This window comes from Allobosea sp. OK403 (genome assembly GCF_900113835.1).
Taxonomy (GTDB): Bacteria; Pseudomonadota; Alphaproteobacteria; order Rhizobiales; family Beijerinckiaceae; genus Allobosea.
This window is the reverse complement of sequence record NZ_FOQV01000004.1, coordinates 374,655-390,000: the sequence shown is the minus strand read 5'-3', so window position 1 is coordinate 390,000 and position 15,346 is coordinate 374,655. Positions and strand designations below refer to the sequence as shown.

The following is a 15,346-nucleotide window of genomic DNA, read 5'->3' as shown; positions in this document are numbered from 1 at the left end:
TCCCAGTCGCTGGTCGTCGAACGGCCGAGGCCGGGAGCGCGGAAGCCGAGCGCGGGGCCGGCATATTCGATGGCCAGCGCCAGCGCCCAGAGCCCGAAGCGCATCTGGCCATCAGCCGATCCCCCCGTGATCCAGAACAGCCCGGACAGGCTAAGCCAGAGTGTGATGCGCTGAAAATTGCGGAAATTCGCCGGGCTATGAGCTCTCAGGCTCAGCATGGTGAAGATGCTGCGCCCGAGCTGCATCGCCACATAGGCGCAGGCGAAGATCAGGCCGCGCCCCTCGAAGGCTTCCGGCAGGGAGGTCGAGAGAATCAGGCCGGCGAACATCAATGCGAACAGCATCAACCGCACCGGCGTCGTCTCGGGGTCGAGCCAGTTGGTCACCCAGCTCGTATAGACCCAGACCCACCACACCGCGCCGAGCAGCAGCACCGCCTGGGCGAGGCCGAGCGGCGAAAAATGCTCCAGCAGCGTGTGCGAGATCTGAGTGATCGCGAAGACGAAGACGAGATCGAAGAACAGCTCGACGAACGAGACCTTGTTGTGCTGATGCGCGACGCGTTCGCGCAGCAGCGTCCGTCCCCCATGGTCCTGCGTCATGCCGCCCTCATCCCCTCGCGGTAGAGTAAGGCCCCGTTGGGGAAGACGTCGACCCCCCCCTCGTCAAGAGCGCGCCGTCATCCCGGACAAGCCGCACAGCGGCGCAGATCCGGGATCCATTCCTGAACCTTGTCTGGATAAGCTCAGGAATGGATCCCGGGTCTCCGCTTCGCTACGCCCGGGATGACGGCGTGTTTTGATGAGGGCGTCGACGCTGAAGCTCAGCCTCAGTGCCGGAAGTGGCGGTGTCCGGTGAAGACCATGGCGAGGCCGGCCTCATCGGCGGCCTTGATGACTTCGTCATCACGCAGCGAGCCGCCGGGCTGGATCACCGCCGTCGCGCCGGCCTCGGCTGCCGCCAGCAGGCCGTCGGCGAAGGGGAAGAAGGCGTCGGAGGCGACGACCGAGCCCTTGGCCAGGCTCTCGCTCGAACCCAGCGCCTTGGCAGCCTCGCCCGCCTTCCAGGCCGCGATGCGTGAGGAATCGACCCGGCTCATCTGGCCGGCGCCGATGCCGACGGTCGCGCCGTCCTTGACGTAGACGATGGCGTTCGACTTGACATGCTTGGCGACGCGGAAGGCGAAGCGCAGATCGGCGAGCTCGGCCTCGCTCGGCTGGCGCTTGGTGACGACCTTGAGTTCCATGTCGTCGACGACGGCATTGTCGCGGGCCTGGGCGAGGAAGCCGCCCGAGACGGTGCGCAGGGACAGGCCGGTGGCGCGCGGGTTCGACAAGCCGCCCGTCAGCAGCAAGCGCAGGTTCTTCTTGCCGGCGATGACCGCGATCGCCTCCTCATCGGCGTCGGGCGCGATGATCACTTCGGTGAGGATCTTGACGATGTCGCGGGCGGTTGCCCCGTCCAGCGTGCGGTTGAAGGCGATGATGCCGCCAAAGGCCGAGACGGGGTCGCAGGCCAGGGCGCGGGCATAGGCCTCGCTGAGCGTGGCGCCGGTCGCGACGCCGCAAGGGTTGGCGTGCTTGATGATGGCGCAGGCGGCCAAGATCGCCGGGTCGAATTCCGAGACGCATTCGAAGGCGGCGTCGGTATCGTTGATGTTGTTGTAGGAGAGCTGCTTGCCCTGCAGCTGGCGCGCGGTCGCGACGCCGGGACGCTGTTCCGGGGTGCGGTAGAACGCTGCCCATTGATGGGGATTCTCGCCATAGCGCATCGTCTCGGCGAGCGCGCCGCCGAGCGCACGATAGGCCGGCGCCGTGTCGCCGAGCTCATTGGCGAACCAGTTCGAGATCGCCGCATCATAGGCGCCGGTGCGGGCATAGGCCTTCTGAGCGAGCTTGCGGCGCAGCGTCAGCGTGGTCGCGCCCTTATGGGCCTCGAGATCGCTCAGGACGGCGGCGTAATCGGCCGGCTCGACCACGACAGCGACGTCGTTGTGGTTCTTGGCGGCGGCGCGGATCATCGCCGGCCCGCCGATATCGATGTTCTCGATGCAGTCGTCATAAGGCTTGCCGGCCGCGACCGTCGCCTCGAAGGGGTAGAGATTGACGACGAGCAGGTCGATCGGCGCAATGCCGTGGCCGAGCATCGAGGCCTGGTGCTCGGGATGGGAGCGAATGGCGAGCAGGCCGCCATGCACCTTCGGGTGCAGCGTCTTGACGCGCCCGTCCATCATCTCGGGAAAGCCGGTCAGGTCCGAGACATCGGTCACGGGCAGGCCGGCTTCGGCGATCGCCTTGGCGGTGCCGCCGGTCGAGACCAGGGCAATGCCGAGGCGGTTCAGGGCGCGGGCGAAATCGATCAGCCCGGTTTTGTCGGAGACGGAAAGGAGGGCGCGTTCGACGCGGCGAAGCTCTGTCGGCATCTGGGTTCAGTCCGGTGCTGGCTTAAAAAACTGTTGCGCGCGAGCTATCATGCTGCAGCGCGCAAAGCAAAACTCGTTGCCGTGAAGGCTCAGGCCTCAGCCGGCGGGTCGAGCGGCAATTCGACCGGAGCCGGCTCGCTGCGGAGGCGCGCGCTGCGCGGCGGGGCGGCGCTGACGCGGCTGAAACGCCAGATGATCCGCGGCGTCGCCACGGCGTCGAAATCGATGCAGAGCTGTTCGGTGCGGCGCCCGCCATCGGCTGAGGCGAGGAAGATGCTCTCCTCGATCGTCACGCGCAGGCCACCGGCGTCGAAGGCCCAGACCTCGCCGGAGGGCAACGCCAGCAGCGCGCCCTCGCCCTCGCGGATCAGGCTCGGCTTGACGCCGGGATGGAGATGGAAGCGCGCCACCGCCGACAGCGTATCGCGCTCGGCGGACAAGGCGATCTCGTCCTCGCCAGTGAGCGATGCGCCGTCCTTGGTGAGCATCAGCCGGCGCGTATGCACGGCGCCCAGGCTGCGGCGATAGCCGTCATGGCTTGCGACCCATTCCGGGCCGGCTTGCGTGTCCTGGCGCGCGACTCGCACATCCTGCGGGCCGGCGATGATCCGCCGTTCGCCGAGCACCAGCCCGAAGGTCGCGCTGGAGCGCTCGTCGAGGGTGAGTGTCGAATGCGCTGCAGTACTGCGCATGGCGAGGCGCAATTCCGGCGGGCCGAAGCGGCTCGTGCCGCAATTGACGACGATGCGCTGACCGCCGCTGGAGAACTCGAAGGCGAGACAGCCGGCATGTGCCTCGATCGACTGCGCGCCACGCGGCGCCGCACCGGCATCGACGACGACGATGCTGCGGTCTCCCGACAGCCGGCTGTAGCCGGAATAGGCCGCCTGCTCGATCGGCCGGGCGCGGGCGTCGTCATAGGCGGCAAGCGTCGCCATCAGATCGGGCGGTGTCGTGCCCATGCCGTTGAACAAAGCGAGCGCGCCGTCGCCATGCCGGAACAGCCTGAGATGCGGCATCATCCGCTCGATCGCCATCAGCACGCCGCGCGGCGGCTCCAGCCCGCGCGCCGCGAAGGTCTCGCGCAGCGGCAGGAGATCGAGCAGAAGCTCGATCAGTTGCCGGGGATTGCGGCTGAGATGCCCGCCATCGGGCAGAATCTGGTGATCGAGCTCGTCGGAGAGCGCCAGATCATAGCGTCGACGGCGCGCATCCTGGCCATCCAGGCAAATCGTCGCGAAGGAGACCGCGGTCAGGCATTGCAGCCTGGCCACCCCGTCGACCGCGCCGGCCAGCGCCAAAGTCAGCCGGTCGGTCAGGCGCGAGATATGGCGCAGGAAGCGCTCATAGAAGGCGTGGTCGGCGCCTTCGAGCAGCAGCGGCGAATGCGACAGAAAGGAGATCAATCGCCTCGCCGCGACGTGGGGGCGGCGCGAGACCTCGTTGCGGTAGCGTTTCCTGGCAATGAAATCCTCGACCAAAGCGCGCGCATTGGCGCGTGCAATCGCGGTGTCGGCGGAGCGCATATGGCGCAGCCAGCCGAAGCCGTGCAGCGCCTCGGCCCAGGCATCGCTCGGCGCTACGCAATCGAAGGGCGATTCGCCATGGGTGCGCAAGGTGCGGCCGGCGAAGGCGTAATAGCCGGAATAGATGTCGCCTGCCGTCGTCGGGTCGGCGGTGCGCAAATCATGCGGTGCAAACAACAGCCGCGTCGCGGGGGCTCTGCCGAACGGCCAAGCCTTGCGCGCCACGCCGACGAGATGGCCACGGGTCCGCCGCGCCGCCCGTCCGATCGCAGCCCGGGCAAGTCCTCGTCGCTCAGACCAGCCGCTCAATGCCCACGCCGCCCCGTACCCGCGCATGGCGTCCCACCATGCGAATCTCGGCTCCGTCATAGAGCATGATGCCGAAAAGGGGAAACCGGTCTTCGGCCGGCATCATGCTCTAAGCTTTTGATAAGAGGCGGATTCAGGCATCAAACAGAATCGCTTGGCGCATCTATTTGACGTCATCCGTCTCCCGCCTGATCAGGCGGCATGCATAAAATCCCGCCCATCCCGATAAACGTGGACCGTCATGTTTCAGCTGGTGCGGCAGGGTCCGCAGATCGCCGTGACGGTCGATCGCGCCCTCGACACCGCCGATCTCATCGGCTGTGATGGGCGAGCGCTTGAAATCGGGATTCTCCGCCAGGAAAACCTCGATCTGCTGCTCGCCCTCCTGCGGTTCGAGCGAGCAGGTGCAGTAGATCAGGCGTCCGCCGGGCTTGGTCAGGCGCGCGGCGGCTTCCAGCAGGCGCGCTTGCAATGCGGCGAGCTTGTCGCGGTCTTCCGGCGTCTTGGTCCAGGCAACGTCGGGATGCCGACGGATCGTGCCGGTGGCGCTGCAGGGCGCGTCGAGCAGAACCGCGTCGAAGGGCTCTGCCTGCCAGAGTGCCGCGTCCTTGGTGACGATCTCGGCGGAGAGCCCGAGTCGCTCCAGATTGGCCCTGAGGCGGCGCAGGCGTGGCCCCGAACGATCGACGGCGGTGACATGGGCGCCTGCCGCGGCGAGCTGGGCGGTCTTGCCGCCAGGCGCGGCGCAGAGATCGGCGATGCGCTCACCGGGCTTGGGCGCCAGCAGGCGAACCGGCAGGGCGGCTGCGGCGTCCTGCACCCACCAGGCGCCTTCATCGAAGCCGGGCAGGCCGGTGATGCTCTGGCGTTCGCGTAGCCGGACCGAGCCGGTTGGCAGCAGGAGCCCGTCGAGCTTCTCGGCCCAGCCGGCCGCGTCATCCTTCACGCTGATGTCGAGCGGCGGTTCGTCGCGATGGCTGGCGGCGATGGCGGCGGCGGTCTCTTCGCCATAGTTCTCGATCCAGCTCTCGGCGAGCCATTCCGGCGTGTCGAGGAACGGGTCGAGCGCCTCGCCGAGGATGGCATCGCGTTCGCGGGCGAGCCGGCGCAGCAGAGCGTTGCCGAGCGAGACATAGCGCGAGGAGCGCGCATCCTCATGGAGATGGCGGATGGCGAGATCGACGGCGGCATGGTCGGGCACGTCGAGGAAGAGGATCTGGGCTGCCGCAGCGACGAGGATCGGCTCGAAGGGGCCTGAATTGCGCGGGCTGCCGCGTTCGAGCCTGGCATTGATCGCATGCTGGATCGTGCCGAGCCGGCGGAAGGCGGTGATCGCGATGGCGCGCGCCAGAGCGGCGTCGGCGGCATCGAGCCCGAATGTCGGCGCGAGCCGCTCATAGGTCTCGTCCAGCGCGAGCCGGGCCTTGAGCACCTCGTCGATCAGCGTCGCCGCGAGGCGCCGCGCCGGCAGGCCCGGCACGGGCTCGCCTGTCTGCGCTGCGGTCTCGTTCAGTTCCGGGTTCACATCTGCTTGCTTGGCCATGTCAGCCCCAGGGACCGGGTGTGCGGTCGCTGTTCCAGGGGCTCTGGCTGGCCTGGCTGGTGAAGCCACTGGTGGTGGCACCAACGCCCATTGTGCCGAGGCCTTTGGCGCGGGCCTGCTCCATCAGTGCGGCGATGCGATTGCCGGTGTCGGGGTGGGTCGAAAACAGGGAATCCATGCCGCGTCCGCTCAGGGGATTGATGATGAACATGTGCGCCGTAGCAGGCTTCGCCTCCGCCGTCTCGTTGGGAATATGCGCGACGCCTCCCGCGATCTTGGCCAGAGCGTCCGCCAGCCAGACCGGATTGCCGGCGATTTCGCCGCCGAGCCGGTCGGCCTCGTATTCGCGCGAACGCGAGATCGCCATCTGGATCACCATGGCGGCAAGCGGCGCGAGCACCGAAATCAGGATCTGGACGATGAACCCAGGGCGGTTCTCGCGTGAGCCGAAGAACATGCCGAAAGTCGTGAGCGAGGAGATCGCGCCGGCCATGGTCGCGGTGATCGTCATGGTCAGCGTGTCGTGGTTCTTGATGTGGGCGAGCTCATGCGCCATCACGCCGGCCAGCTCCTCATAAGTGAGCGTGCGCAGGATGCCCGTCGTTGCGGCAACGGCAGCGTTCTGCGGATTGCGGCCGGTGGCGAAGGCGTTGGGCTGGTCCTCCTGGATCAGATAAACGCGCGGCATCGGCATGTTGGCGCGGGCGGCGAGGTCGCGGACCATACCGTAGAGCTCGGGCGCGCTCGCCTCATCGACCTCCTGCGCATTATGGGCGGCGAGCGCCAGCCTGTCGGAATTCCAGTAGCTGAAAAGATTGGTCGCAGCCGCGATGGCGAGCGCCACCAGCATGCCGCCCGGGCCGCCCAGCAGATAGCCGACCACGGCGAAGAGCGCGGTGAGGCCAGCCATCAGCATGAAGGTGCGGACGTAGTTCATCAAGGCTCCCTTGCAGATCATGCGGGCAGAGGCGCTGCGCCCCTCCCGCGATGCGGATTTCCGCCTTATGTGGTGAAGTGGATGCCGATCCTGCAAGAGTTGATGCTGTAAGAGATGATGCCGCCAATGACCGAAAAGCCCGTCGAGCAGCTCCCCGCCACCGCGCAGGACGCCGCGCCTGCCAAGCCGCTTTCGCCGGCGGCGCAGCGCGCCCTTGCCGAAGCGCAGGCGCGGCGCGCCGAGATCGACGCCCATGCGGCTGAAGTCGCGCGGGACAAGGAGATCAATGGCCGCGGCGGCCTGGAGCCGGCGCGCTACAATGATTGGGAGGTGAAGGGGATCGCGAGCGATTTCTGAGAGATTATGGTCGCTTATTCAGATATTTCTGTAAGTTTTGATGCTAGAGTTGTCATGAAATACCGGACGTGATTCAAAGCAATAAACGCTTGTTCTTCACTGTATTCAACCCTGTTGTGGGAGACGAAATTTCGCCAACCGTCTTTAAAATAAACTAATTCCTTCGCGGCTTCCGATAAGAATTTTAATCTCTCACTACGCGCTGAGCCTTTTGGCAATTGTTTCGTTTCTATTTTTATGTTTGATTCTATTTTCTCGATGATGTTTTGCCAATTTTCATACTCAAAATTCGCGTTAACATCATTTGCCATCGCTCGAAGTCCATATTCTAGCACTCGCATCAGATGAAATACGCTGGCTGTATTATGGCCGAGGGCCCAAAGATCCACGGCGCAATATACATCCTTCTTTGTTGAGGGGAATTTCGATACGGTATCCGCCCAATCAACGGCCCAGTTTTTGAAAATCGTTTTCTTTTGGTCTGGATATCTATAAATTAACTGAGATTTATACCCTTCATCCATTGTCTCTCTTAATACTCTGATCTCTGTCGATATTTCACGGTGCGAAATTTTATTTTTGAGTTTCTTTGATATTATTTTGATTCTGGCGTGGGCGGGTCCCATTTCGAATTCATCAGATACCTTTGTCGCTATATTCATCCAACCGGATATTCTCTCAATTTCTTCCTGGTTTAGATTTGAAGAAGCTGCCCGTTCGCCGACTAAGTCGTCGTTTCTGATGACTTGCTCGAGTGTTAACTGTGATGCGAGAGAAACGATGGCTGGCACATAGCAATTAAACATCTCTATCTATCCCGTAAAAGACGTATTGCCGCTAGAATTGCATGATATATACCCTATTTGAAAATGCTTCAATTGGTGACGATCGCAGTTGCTTGCCAAGCTCGCCAGCTCCGTTCAAACAGTCGGAGACTCAAGACTGGGACGGTTCCGTATGAACAGCGACGACAAGCGTCTCGCCGCGTTGCGGCGGCTTTTGACCGAGGCGCATCAGAAGCTCGGGCTCAAGCTCGGCTTCCGGCTCTGGGACGGCTCGCATGTGCCGGCTGACTGGCCGCAGAACGGGCTGGGCATCGCCATCCGCGACGCCGGCGTCGTCGCCGCGCTGCTGCGCAAGCCCAAGCTCGACACGCTGCTGAACCTCCACGTCACCGACCGGATTTCCCTGCTCAACGGCTCGATCTTCGATCTCGCGGCGGCGCGGCCGGAGGGCAAGGTCGGCAGGCTGGCGCGCGGCATTTCGAAGGCGGCCGCCTTCGATGTCGTCCGTCGCTTCCTGTTTGCGCCGGGCGAAGCGCCGAGCGCTGTGGCCCATATCAAGGGCGATGAGATCGCCCGAGATGGCGCGCCCGCCACCAACAAGGCCAATATCGCCTATCATTACGACGTCTCGAACGCCTTCTACCGGCTCTTCCTCGATGAGGAGATGGTCTACACCTGCGCCTATTTCACGGAGGATCATGGCGATCTCGACCGTGCCCAGCGCGACAAGCTCGACATGATCTGCCGCAAGCTGCGGCTGAAGCCCGGCGACCGCTTTCTCGATATCGGCTGCGGCTGGGGCGCGCTGATCTGCCATGCCGCGCAGCATTACGGCGTCGAGGCGCATGGCGTGACGCTGGCCGAGGAGCAGCTGGCCCTGGCGCGCGAGAAGGTGGCGCGGCTCGGCCTCGAGGGGAAGGTCACGCTCCATCTCAAGGATTTCACCCAGATGGAGGGCGAGTTCGACAAGATCTCTTCGATCGGCATGTTCGAGCATGTCGGCATCGCCAACCACCCGACCTATTTCAAGGCGGTGAACCGGCTCTTGCGCCCGCGCGGCTTGTATCTGCACCACACGATCTCGCGCCGCGCCAAGAAGACCGAGAAGGCCTTCAACAAGATGCCGGCGGAATACCGCGCCCTGGTGCGCTACATCTTCCCCGGCGGCGAGCTCGACCATCTCGGTATGTCGATCGCCAATCTCGAGCGAAACGGCTTCGAGGTGCATGATGTCGAGGGTTGGCGCGAGCACTACCAGCGCACGACGCGGCTCTGGTGGGAGCGGCTGGAAGCCCGCAAGGCCGAAGCCGAGGCCGAGATCGGCCCCGAGCGCACCCGGATGTGGCTGCTTTATCTCGCCGGCTGCTCGCTGGCGTTCGAGCGCGGCGGCGCGCTGGTCAACCAGACGCTGGCCTCCAAGCGCCGCAAGGGCGCCTCTGGTCTGCCGCTGACGCGTGAGGATCTGTATCGGCAGTAGGTCGTGGGCAATAGGCAGTCGGGTCTCACGACTGCCGACTGCCCAATGCCGACTGCCGGAATTTCACTTCTTCACGAAGAGATCCAGCTTTCCGTAATGCTCGGCCAGCAGATAGTAGAAGGTCAGGCGCGACTTGGTCTTGTCGGCCTTCATATGCTCGCATGTCGCCTTGATCGAGGCATCGAGATCGGCGGTCTTGAGGCCGAGCTTCTTCTTCAGGAAATTCTCGCGAACGCGATCCAGCTCGGCTGGATCGGAGCAGGCGACGTAGCGCGTATCGGGCTTGCCCATGACGAGGGCGTAGGATTTCGACATTCCGGCAAAAGCCGCCTCATTCAGCGGCTTCTTGGCGAATTTCTTGACGTCAGCGAGATGATCCATCTGTAGCCCCTTGTGAGCCCGGCGCTTGCGCGCTTGGCGTGTCTGATGTCGAGCAAGGAAACGTTAACGCGCTTTTTTGTCGCAGGCGAGGGGCGAAAAAGCCGCGACAGGGCTTTTTCCATGTTGCGCCGCATCAATCATGCATCTCTCGTTCTGCGTGGGCGATATGTCTGTTGTCGCTCCAGGACGGGTTGAGGTGTGGCTCCCGGAATGCTGCGATGCAATGCGCATGAACTCGGCGCATGAACCGGAGATTGCAGACCGATGAAGCCGACGATCCTGATGGCACCACGCATGCCTGCGCGCCTCGTCGAGCGTTTGCAGGAGCGCTATGTGCTGCTGGGCCCGATGGAGCGTTCCGCGCCTGACGCCCTGCCGGAGGGAGCCGAGGCGGCGCAGGCGCTGCTCACCATGGGATCGCTGACGACCGACGCCGCGCTGATCGACGCGCTGCCGAAGCTCGGATTGATCTCCTGCTACGGCACTGGCATCGAAGGCGTTGACCGGGCCTGTGCGAAGGCGCGCGGCATCAAGCTGAGCAACGCCGCCGACGCCAATGCGACGAGCGTCGCCGAATTCGCCATGGGCCTGCTGCTGGCCTCGGCCCGCCGGATCGGCGCTGCCGAGCGTTTCGTGCGGGCCGGGCTCTGGCAGGGCAATTCGGTCCAGCGCATGCCCAATGTGCCGGGTTTGGCGGGGCGCAAGCTCGGAATCTATGGGCTAGGCGCCATCGGCGCCCGCATCGCCAGCCGCGCGGCCGCCTTCGACATGACGATCGGCTATCACAACCGCTCGCAGCGGCCGGAGCTGCCCTATCTCTATCATGACAGCCTGCTCGGGCTCGCAAGCTGGGCCGATGTGCTGATCGTGGCGGTGCGCGCCAGCATCGAGACCCGCCACGCCATCAATGCGCAAGTGCTGCGCGCGCTCGGACCGGAGGGTCATCTCATCAATATCTCGCGCGGCATCGCGGTCGATGAGGAGGCCCTGTGCGAGGCCCTGGAGACCAATCTGATCGCGGGTGCGGCGCTGGATGTCTATGAGCACGAGCCGCAGGTACCGGACCGGCTCAAAGTGCTCGAGAACGTCGTGCTGACGCCGCATATCGCCGCCAATGCGGAATCGGCGCAGATTGCCCAGCAGGATCTGCTGCTTGGCAATCTGGAGGCCTATTTCGCGGGCAAGCCGCTGCTCTCGCCGGTCGCGCTGTAAGGCGTTTTAGAGCATCGCGCGAAAAAATGGGTACCGGTTTTTCGCAAGAGCGATGCTCTCGCCCTTTTTTGGAAAAGATCACGTCGCATTCGGACGGAGCCGTCCGAATGCGACGTGATCTACGGCAGGACGACGACGGGCGTGCCCATGCGGACGCGCTCGTAGAGATCGACGACATCCTCGTTATGCATGCGAAAGCAGCCATAGGAGGCGAAGGTGCCGATCGTATTGGGCATATTGGTGCCGTGGATCGCATATTCGCCGCCCGGCCCGAGCCCGATGACGCGCGCGCCCATCGGGTTGCGCGGTGAGCCGCCGGGAATGACGTCGGGCAGGCGCGGATTGTCGCGCTTGACCGAGGCGGGCGGGCTCCAGGCCGGATCGACCTGCAATTCCTCGACATATTTGACGCCACGCCATTGCTTGCCGGCCTTGCCGACGGCGATCTGGTAACGGATCGCGGTGCCCGGCGCGTTGACGAAATAGAGCCGGCGCTCGGCCGTGCGGATCACGATCGTGCCGGGCAGGTAGCGCGCATCGGGCGCCTCGACGAGTTCGCGCGCCAGCACCGGCCGGCCGGCGAAGACGATGAAGAGCAGCGACATCGCCGCGGCGAAGAGCAGGTCGATCGGTGTATGGCGTCTGGTCACGATTGAACCTCCCGCAATCCAGGTTGCGGCAGATCTCGCGCGGCGCCGGTGAATCAGCGGTTGAGCGATATGGTGAAGCCTGGATTCAGGATGAATCGCGGGTGAATTGCCTGGATCCCGCGACTTGCAAGCCGACTGGAACCTCAGCTCTCATCCTGAGGAGCCGCGAAGCGGCGTCTCGAAGGATGTTCCAGCTTGCAGGGGAGCCTCCTGGAGCATCCTTCGAGACGCGCTCCTGCGGAGCGCTCCTCAGGATGAGGGCTCATGGCAGTCCTGAGCCGTCTTTTAGCTTCGCAACGCCTTCATCCGCTCAAGCGCGGCATCGATGTCGCTTTCCGACAGCGCCAGGCCGAAGCCGAAACGCAGCACGTCGCCCCGGTGGTCGGTGGCGATACCGAGCTTCGCCAATGCGGCCTCAAACGCGCCGGCGGCCGGCGTCCTGTAGGCCAGGAAATTGCCGTGACCGGCGGGGTCGTGCAGTGGCGTGATCAGCGCGGTGCGCGCGAGCCCGGGGAGGTCCAGCGTATCGAGCCCGGCGAGGAAGCGCTGCATCAGGGCAATCGCATGCGCGTGGATGGGCGCCGCGTCGAGAGCCTCCGCCTGCATCCAGTCGAGCACGGCGCGCATGCGATAGAGGCCGGACGGGTCGAAGGTCGCGCCGAGGAAGCGTCCGCCGTCAGCGGGATAGCCGACCGTGCTGCCGGGAGGTGCAGCGAGCGCTCCGAAGGCGGCAAACCAGCCGGTGTCGCGTGGGCGCGGGCCAAAGCCCGGCGGGCAGTGCATGAAGCAGCTGCCCTCGCCGGCCATGGCGTATTTGTAGCCGCCCGCGATGTAGAAAGCGCGGTTGGCGATGGCGGCGAGGTTTGTCGGCAAAGCGAGGTAGCCGTGATAGCCGTCGAGGGCGATGAAGGTCTCGGGTGAGGGCACGGCATCGACGAGAGCGGCGAGATCGCCGCTGGTCGCGCCGGAATTGAACAGGACCTGGCTGAGATAGATCAGGTCGTGCCCGCCGGCTGCGATCGCTGCCTTGAGGCGCTCATGCAGGCTCGCCAAGGGTTCGGCGGGGATGTCGTCCAGCACGATCAGCCCCTCTTCGGCCAGCCGCGTGAGCTGCCGCCGCGCGGTGTGGAACTCCGCCCTGGTGGTCAATATGCGGGGCAGCCCGCCCTCCGGTAGGCAGGAGAGCAGGCGGCGCAGGAATTCATGCGTGTTGGGCGCAAAGGCGATCGTCGCCGGATCGGGCAAGGCGAGATGCCGGGCGATGCCGGCCTGGACTGCCGGAATGACCTCGCCGAAGACGCAATCCCATTTATCGCCGGCGCGCTGCGCCGCATCGAGCCACGCCATCCCCTGCGCTGCGAAGGTGACGTCGGGCCAGTCATGATGGCTGTGCGCGGCGAGGTTGATGCGTTCAGGAGCGGCGCCGCGAAAGCGCGAGAAGTGGCGCGTCCAGTCCCCGGCCCCTACCATCAGGCCGCCCCGTAGCTGAAGCCCATGCGCCGGCGCAGGGCGTCGGGCAGGGCCGGCAGGTCGCGTGGGCCGAGCAGATAGGTCGAGAGGTGGAAGAGATCGATGAAGATGCGGTGCTTCTCCGCCGTCGCCTTGAGATAGCCGGAGCCCGATGAGCCGCCGGTACCGGGCCTGACGCCGATCATGCGCTCGACCATCAAGGCATGGCGCAGGCGCCAGAGCGTCAGGCTCTCGTCGATGTCCATCAGCGCCTGCAGCAGCCGGAAGGGCAGCTGCAGCACCGGCATGTCGCGATAGAGCGAGATGAACAAGGCCGCCTCGATGGCGCGGGCCGACATCCGCCAGGTCGAGGTCGTGGCGTCGGGCTCGAACAGCGCCCGGAAGCGGGCGAGCGCCTGCTCGATCGCGGCCGCGTCGGCCTGCCGCTGCGGCTCGGGCAAAGCGGGGTCTGCGCTGATGCTGGTGGCGTCGCGCCGCAACGCGGCGATCACTGCAGCCCGGTAACTCTCGCGAAAGCTGTAGTCGCCCAGCGCCACGAAGGGCGTGCGCGCCAGCCAGGCGTCGAGCTGGGAGAGCAGCGAGGGATTTGTGTCCGCGCTCAGCTTGTCGCGGTCCTCGGGCGCGAGCCGCTCGCGCATGCTTTGCTCGTCGATGCGGATGCGGGCGTCGTCATGCAGGCCGAGCCGCGCCTCGATCAATCGGAACTGCACGGACTGGAAGCCCGAGGCCGGTGTCAGCAGGTCTCGGAATTCGAGGAAGCCTGCCGGCGTCATCGTTTCCAACACGTCGAGCTGCCCGACCAGCAGCTTCAGGATCTCATGGATGCGGCTGAGCCCGGCATTGATGCGGCCGAGATGCTCGTCGGCGACCGTGCTCGCCGCGAAATCGGCCTGGATCCGGTCGAGCTCGTGCAGGATCTGCCGGAACCAAAGCTCATAGGCCTGGTGGACGATGATGAAGAGCATCTCGTCATGCGCCGGCGCGCCGGTCTTCAGGCTTTCCGGCTCCTGGCAGGAGAGCAGCCGGTCGACCTGGAGATAGCTGCCATAGGACAGTCTGCGGGTCGCTTCCGACATGATCCAGTCCCGATTCCGGAGCTCCAATATTTTAAGCTTAAAATGATGGAGCCGCGCGATCAAGGCGGACTCGACGGCATGATGGCTCCCGCCTCGCGGATTCGTGACAGCCACATGGGGCGAAGCGCTGCCCCATCCTGCCCGCCCGCTGACAGGTTCTGGCAGCGCTGGGTACTAAACTTGGCGCAGGGCTGTCTCATGGAACGGGCGCGTCGCGCCGGCGTTGCCTGCACGAGACGTGAAGCCGGCGAGGATTGGCCGGGAGGATTTGCGATGACTGCACGCGCCATGACTTTGTCCACTCCCACAGCCTCCGTGGCTGATTTCACGCGCTTCAGCACGCTGCAGGATTGGCGGCGGCAGATCGCCGATCTTTACGCCGAGGTGAGGGCGCTGCCGCCGCAGGACGGCTGGCAGCGTTGGCGGGCGGCGCGCGACCGGCTGTTTCGCGAGCATCCGCAATCGCCCTTGACGGGGAAGGGCCGTGCCGAATTCACCGGCATCGCCTGCTTTCCCTATGATCCGGCCCTGCGTTTCGAGGTTGGCCTCGTGCCTGCCGTCGATCGCGAGGCGATTCCGGTCGAGGCCGGCAAGGATGGGCTGATGAGGCTCGTTCCCTATGCGCTGACCGAGGGGTTGGCGGGGCCGCTGGGCCGGGATCTGACGCTGTACTGGATCGCAGGCTATGGCGGCGGCACCTTCCTGCCCTTCGGCGATGCGAGCAATGGCTGCGACACATTCGCCGGTGGCCGCTATCTGCTCGACACGATCAAGAGCGCCGATCTCGGCGCCACGCCGGACGGCCGGCTGATCCTCGATTTCAATTTCGCCTATTACCCGTCCTGCGCCTATTCCGAAGCCTGGGTCTGCCCGCTCTCTCCGCACGAGAACCGCCTTGCCGTGCCGATTGGCGCCGGCGAGCGTGATCGCATCGATTGAATCGGTCATCGGGGCCGGCTGCGAAGGAGGCTTGGGAGCTCGGCCTGGGCATGGCGACAGGCCTGGTCGTTTTGTTTCCAGGGGATGATGACGCTAGGGGAGATTTCGCCAAATTTCGCCGGGGAGTGCTCATTTTCTGGAATTTTTCCAAACAAAACAGCTTGGTTTGCCTAACGCTGCGTCAAATTGCGCCATTTTTTGGCCACGGACTTGACGGAGAGCCCTGTTCCCTCTGAGGCGTGCTCCGTGGTCATTCGCCCGC

At 64.8% G+C, this 15,346-nt stretch carries 15 protein-coding genes (1 of these 15 running past the window's edge); 4 read left to right on the top strand and 11 right to left on the bottom strand.

All coding sequences use genetic code 11. From position 1 onward, the window contains the following. The 6 genes from BMZ97_RS17935 to htpX form a co-directional block, all read right to left on the bottom strand. Positions 1-602, bottom strand: partial view of a low temperature requirement protein A gene (locus BMZ97_RS17935; protein WP_092172403.1) — the 5' portion only. 577 nt of this gene lie to the left of the window's left edge; the window shows 602 of its 1,179 coding nt (coding positions 1-602); its start codon is at positions 600-602; the stop codon falls past the left edge of the window. A 227-nt stretch (positions 603-829) separates the two neighbouring features. After that, positions 830-2,422 (bottom strand): bifunctional phosphoribosylaminoimidazolecarboxamide formyltransferase/IMP cyclohydrolase, encoded by a 1,593-nt coding sequence (gene purH / locus BMZ97_RS17930; RefSeq protein WP_092172400.1) that lies wholly within the window; start codon positions 2,420-2,422, stop codon positions 830-832. Positions 2,423-2,511: 89 nt separating this feature from the next. After that, a complete protein-coding gene (locus BMZ97_RS17925; RefSeq protein ID WP_244546471.1) occupies positions 2,512-4,125 on the bottom strand; it encodes a heparinase II/III family protein in 1,614 nt (537 codons plus the stop codon). A gap of 115 nt (positions 4,126-4,240) precedes the next feature. Then, positions 4,241-4,363, bottom strand: a complete 123-nt coding sequence (locus tag BMZ97_RS31750; RefSeq protein WP_280141755.1) for a hypothetical protein — start codon at positions 4,361-4,363, stop codon at positions 4,241-4,243. Positions 4,364-4,420: 57 nt separating this feature from the next. After that, complete coding sequence (locus BMZ97_RS17920) at positions 4,421-5,800, bottom strand: RsmB/NOP family class I SAM-dependent RNA methyltransferase (RefSeq protein WP_092172394.1); 1,380 nt, start codon at positions 5,798-5,800, stop codon at positions 4,421-4,423. Between the two features lies 1 nt (position 5,801). After that, positions 5,802-6,737, bottom strand: coding sequence for a zinc metalloprotease HtpX (htpX, locus tag BMZ97_RS17915; protein WP_092172525.1), 936 nt, complete (start codon positions 6,735-6,737; stop codon positions 5,802-5,804). Positions 6,738-6,863: 126 nt separating this feature from the next. Here htpX and BMZ97_RS17910 point away from each other — a divergent pair, with 126 nt between their 5' ends. Then, entirely contained in the window at positions 6,864-7,094 is a 231-nt protein-coding gene (locus BMZ97_RS17910; protein WP_092172391.1) for a DUF1674 domain-containing protein, read from the top strand. Positions 7,095-7,108: 14 nt separating this feature from the next. On the opposite strand, the gene BMZ97_RS30795 is transcribed toward BMZ97_RS17910, so the two are convergent. After that, a complete protein-coding gene (locus BMZ97_RS30795) occupies positions 7,109-7,900 on the bottom strand; it encodes a hypothetical protein (RefSeq protein WP_139221252.1) in 792 nt (263 codons plus the stop codon). Between the two features lie 151 nt (positions 7,901-8,051). On the opposite strand from BMZ97_RS30795, the gene BMZ97_RS17905 reads away from it, so the two are divergent. After that, positions 8,052-9,356, top strand: coding sequence for a class I SAM-dependent methyltransferase (locus BMZ97_RS17905; RefSeq protein WP_092172388.1), 1,305 nt, complete (start codon positions 8,052-8,054; stop codon positions 9,354-9,356). Positions 9,357-9,419: 63 nt separating this feature from the next. Here BMZ97_RS17905 and BMZ97_RS17900 read toward each other — a convergent pair whose 3' ends face one another. Next, complete coding sequence (locus tag BMZ97_RS17900; RefSeq protein ID WP_092172385.1) at positions 9,420-9,737, bottom strand: DUF2853 family protein; 318 nt, start codon at positions 9,735-9,737, stop codon at positions 9,420-9,422. 264 nt (positions 9,738-10,001) lie between these two features. Here BMZ97_RS17900 and BMZ97_RS17895 point away from each other — a divergent pair, with 264 nt between their 5' ends. Then, positions 10,002-10,949, top strand: a complete 948-nt coding sequence (locus tag BMZ97_RS17895) for a 2-hydroxyacid dehydrogenase (protein ID WP_092172382.1) — start codon at positions 10,002-10,004, stop codon at positions 10,947-10,949. Between the two features lie 119 nt (positions 10,950-11,068). Here BMZ97_RS17895 and BMZ97_RS17890 read toward each other — a convergent pair whose 3' ends face one another. The 3 genes from BMZ97_RS17890 to BMZ97_RS17880 all read right to left on the bottom strand — a co-directional run bounded on the left by BMZ97_RS17890 (position 11,069) and on the right by BMZ97_RS17880 (position 14,145). Continuing rightward, positions 11,069-11,554, bottom strand: coding sequence for a L,D-transpeptidase (locus BMZ97_RS17890; RefSeq protein ID WP_092172522.1), 486 nt, complete (start codon positions 11,552-11,554; stop codon positions 11,069-11,071). A 330-nt stretch (positions 11,555-11,884) separates the two neighbouring features. After that, positions 11,885-13,069, bottom strand: coding sequence for an aminotransferase (locus tag BMZ97_RS17885; protein ID WP_092172379.1), 1,185 nt, complete (start codon positions 13,067-13,069; stop codon positions 11,885-11,887). Then, positions 13,069-14,145, bottom strand: a complete 1,077-nt coding sequence (locus BMZ97_RS17880; protein ID WP_092172376.1) for a tryptophan 2,3-dioxygenase family protein — start codon at positions 14,143-14,145, stop codon at positions 13,069-13,071. The genes BMZ97_RS17885 and BMZ97_RS17880 overlap by 1 nt, the downstream gene beginning before the upstream one ends. A 273-nt stretch (positions 14,146-14,418) precedes the next feature. Here BMZ97_RS17880 and BMZ97_RS17875 point away from each other — a divergent pair, with 273 nt between their 5' ends. Next, entirely contained in the window at positions 14,419-15,084 is a 666-nt protein-coding gene (locus tag BMZ97_RS17875; RefSeq protein ID WP_244546470.1) for a DUF1684 domain-containing protein, read from the top strand. Positions 15,085-15,346 lie beyond the last annotated feature (262 nt).

Coding starts and splice junctions, on each gene's coding strand:
- purH (WP_092172400.1), bottom strand. CDS start 2,422: ATGCCGACAGAGCTTCGCCGCGTCGAACGCGCCCTCCTTTCCGTCTCC.
- BMZ97_RS31750 (WP_280141755.1), bottom strand. CDS start 4,363: ATGATGCCGGCCGAAGACCGGTTTCCCCTTTTCGGCATCATGCTCTAT.
- BMZ97_RS17920 (WP_092172394.1), bottom strand. CDS start 5,800: ATGGCCAAGCAAGCAGATGTGAACCCGGAACTGAACGAGACCGCAGCG.
- htpX (WP_092172525.1), bottom strand. CDS start 6,737: ATGAACTACGTCCGCACCTTCATGCTGATGGCTGGCCTCACCGCGCTC.
- BMZ97_RS17910 (WP_092172391.1), top strand. CDS start 6,864: ATGACCGAAAAGCCCGTCGAGCAGCTCCCCGCCACCGCGCAGGACGCC.
- BMZ97_RS30795 (WP_139221252.1), bottom strand. CDS start 7,900: ATGTTTAATTGCTATGTGCCAGCCATCGTTTCTCTCGCATCACAGTTA.
- BMZ97_RS17905 (WP_092172388.1), top strand. CDS start 8,052: ATGAACAGCGACGACAAGCGTCTCGCCGCGTTGCGGCGGCTTTTGACC.
- BMZ97_RS17900 (WP_092172385.1), bottom strand. CDS start 9,737: ATGGATCATCTCGCTGACGTCAAGAAATTCGCCAAGAAGCCGCTGAAT.
- BMZ97_RS17895 (WP_092172382.1), top strand. CDS start 10,002: ATGAAGCCGACGATCCTGATGGCACCACGCATGCCTGCGCGCCTCGTC.
- BMZ97_RS17890 (WP_092172522.1), bottom strand. CDS start 11,554: ATGTCGCTGCTCTTCATCGTCTTCGCCGGCCGGCCGGTGCTGGCGCGC.
- BMZ97_RS17885 (WP_092172379.1), bottom strand. CDS start 13,069: ATGGTAGGGGCCGGGGACTGGACGCGCCACTTCTCGCGCTTTCGCGGC.
- BMZ97_RS17880 (WP_092172376.1), bottom strand. CDS start 14,145: ATGTCGGAAGCGACCCGCAGACTGTCCTATGGCAGCTATCTCCAGGTC.
- BMZ97_RS17875 (WP_244546470.1), top strand. CDS start 14,419: ATGACTGCACGCGCCATGACTTTGTCCACTCCCACAGCCTCCGTGGCT.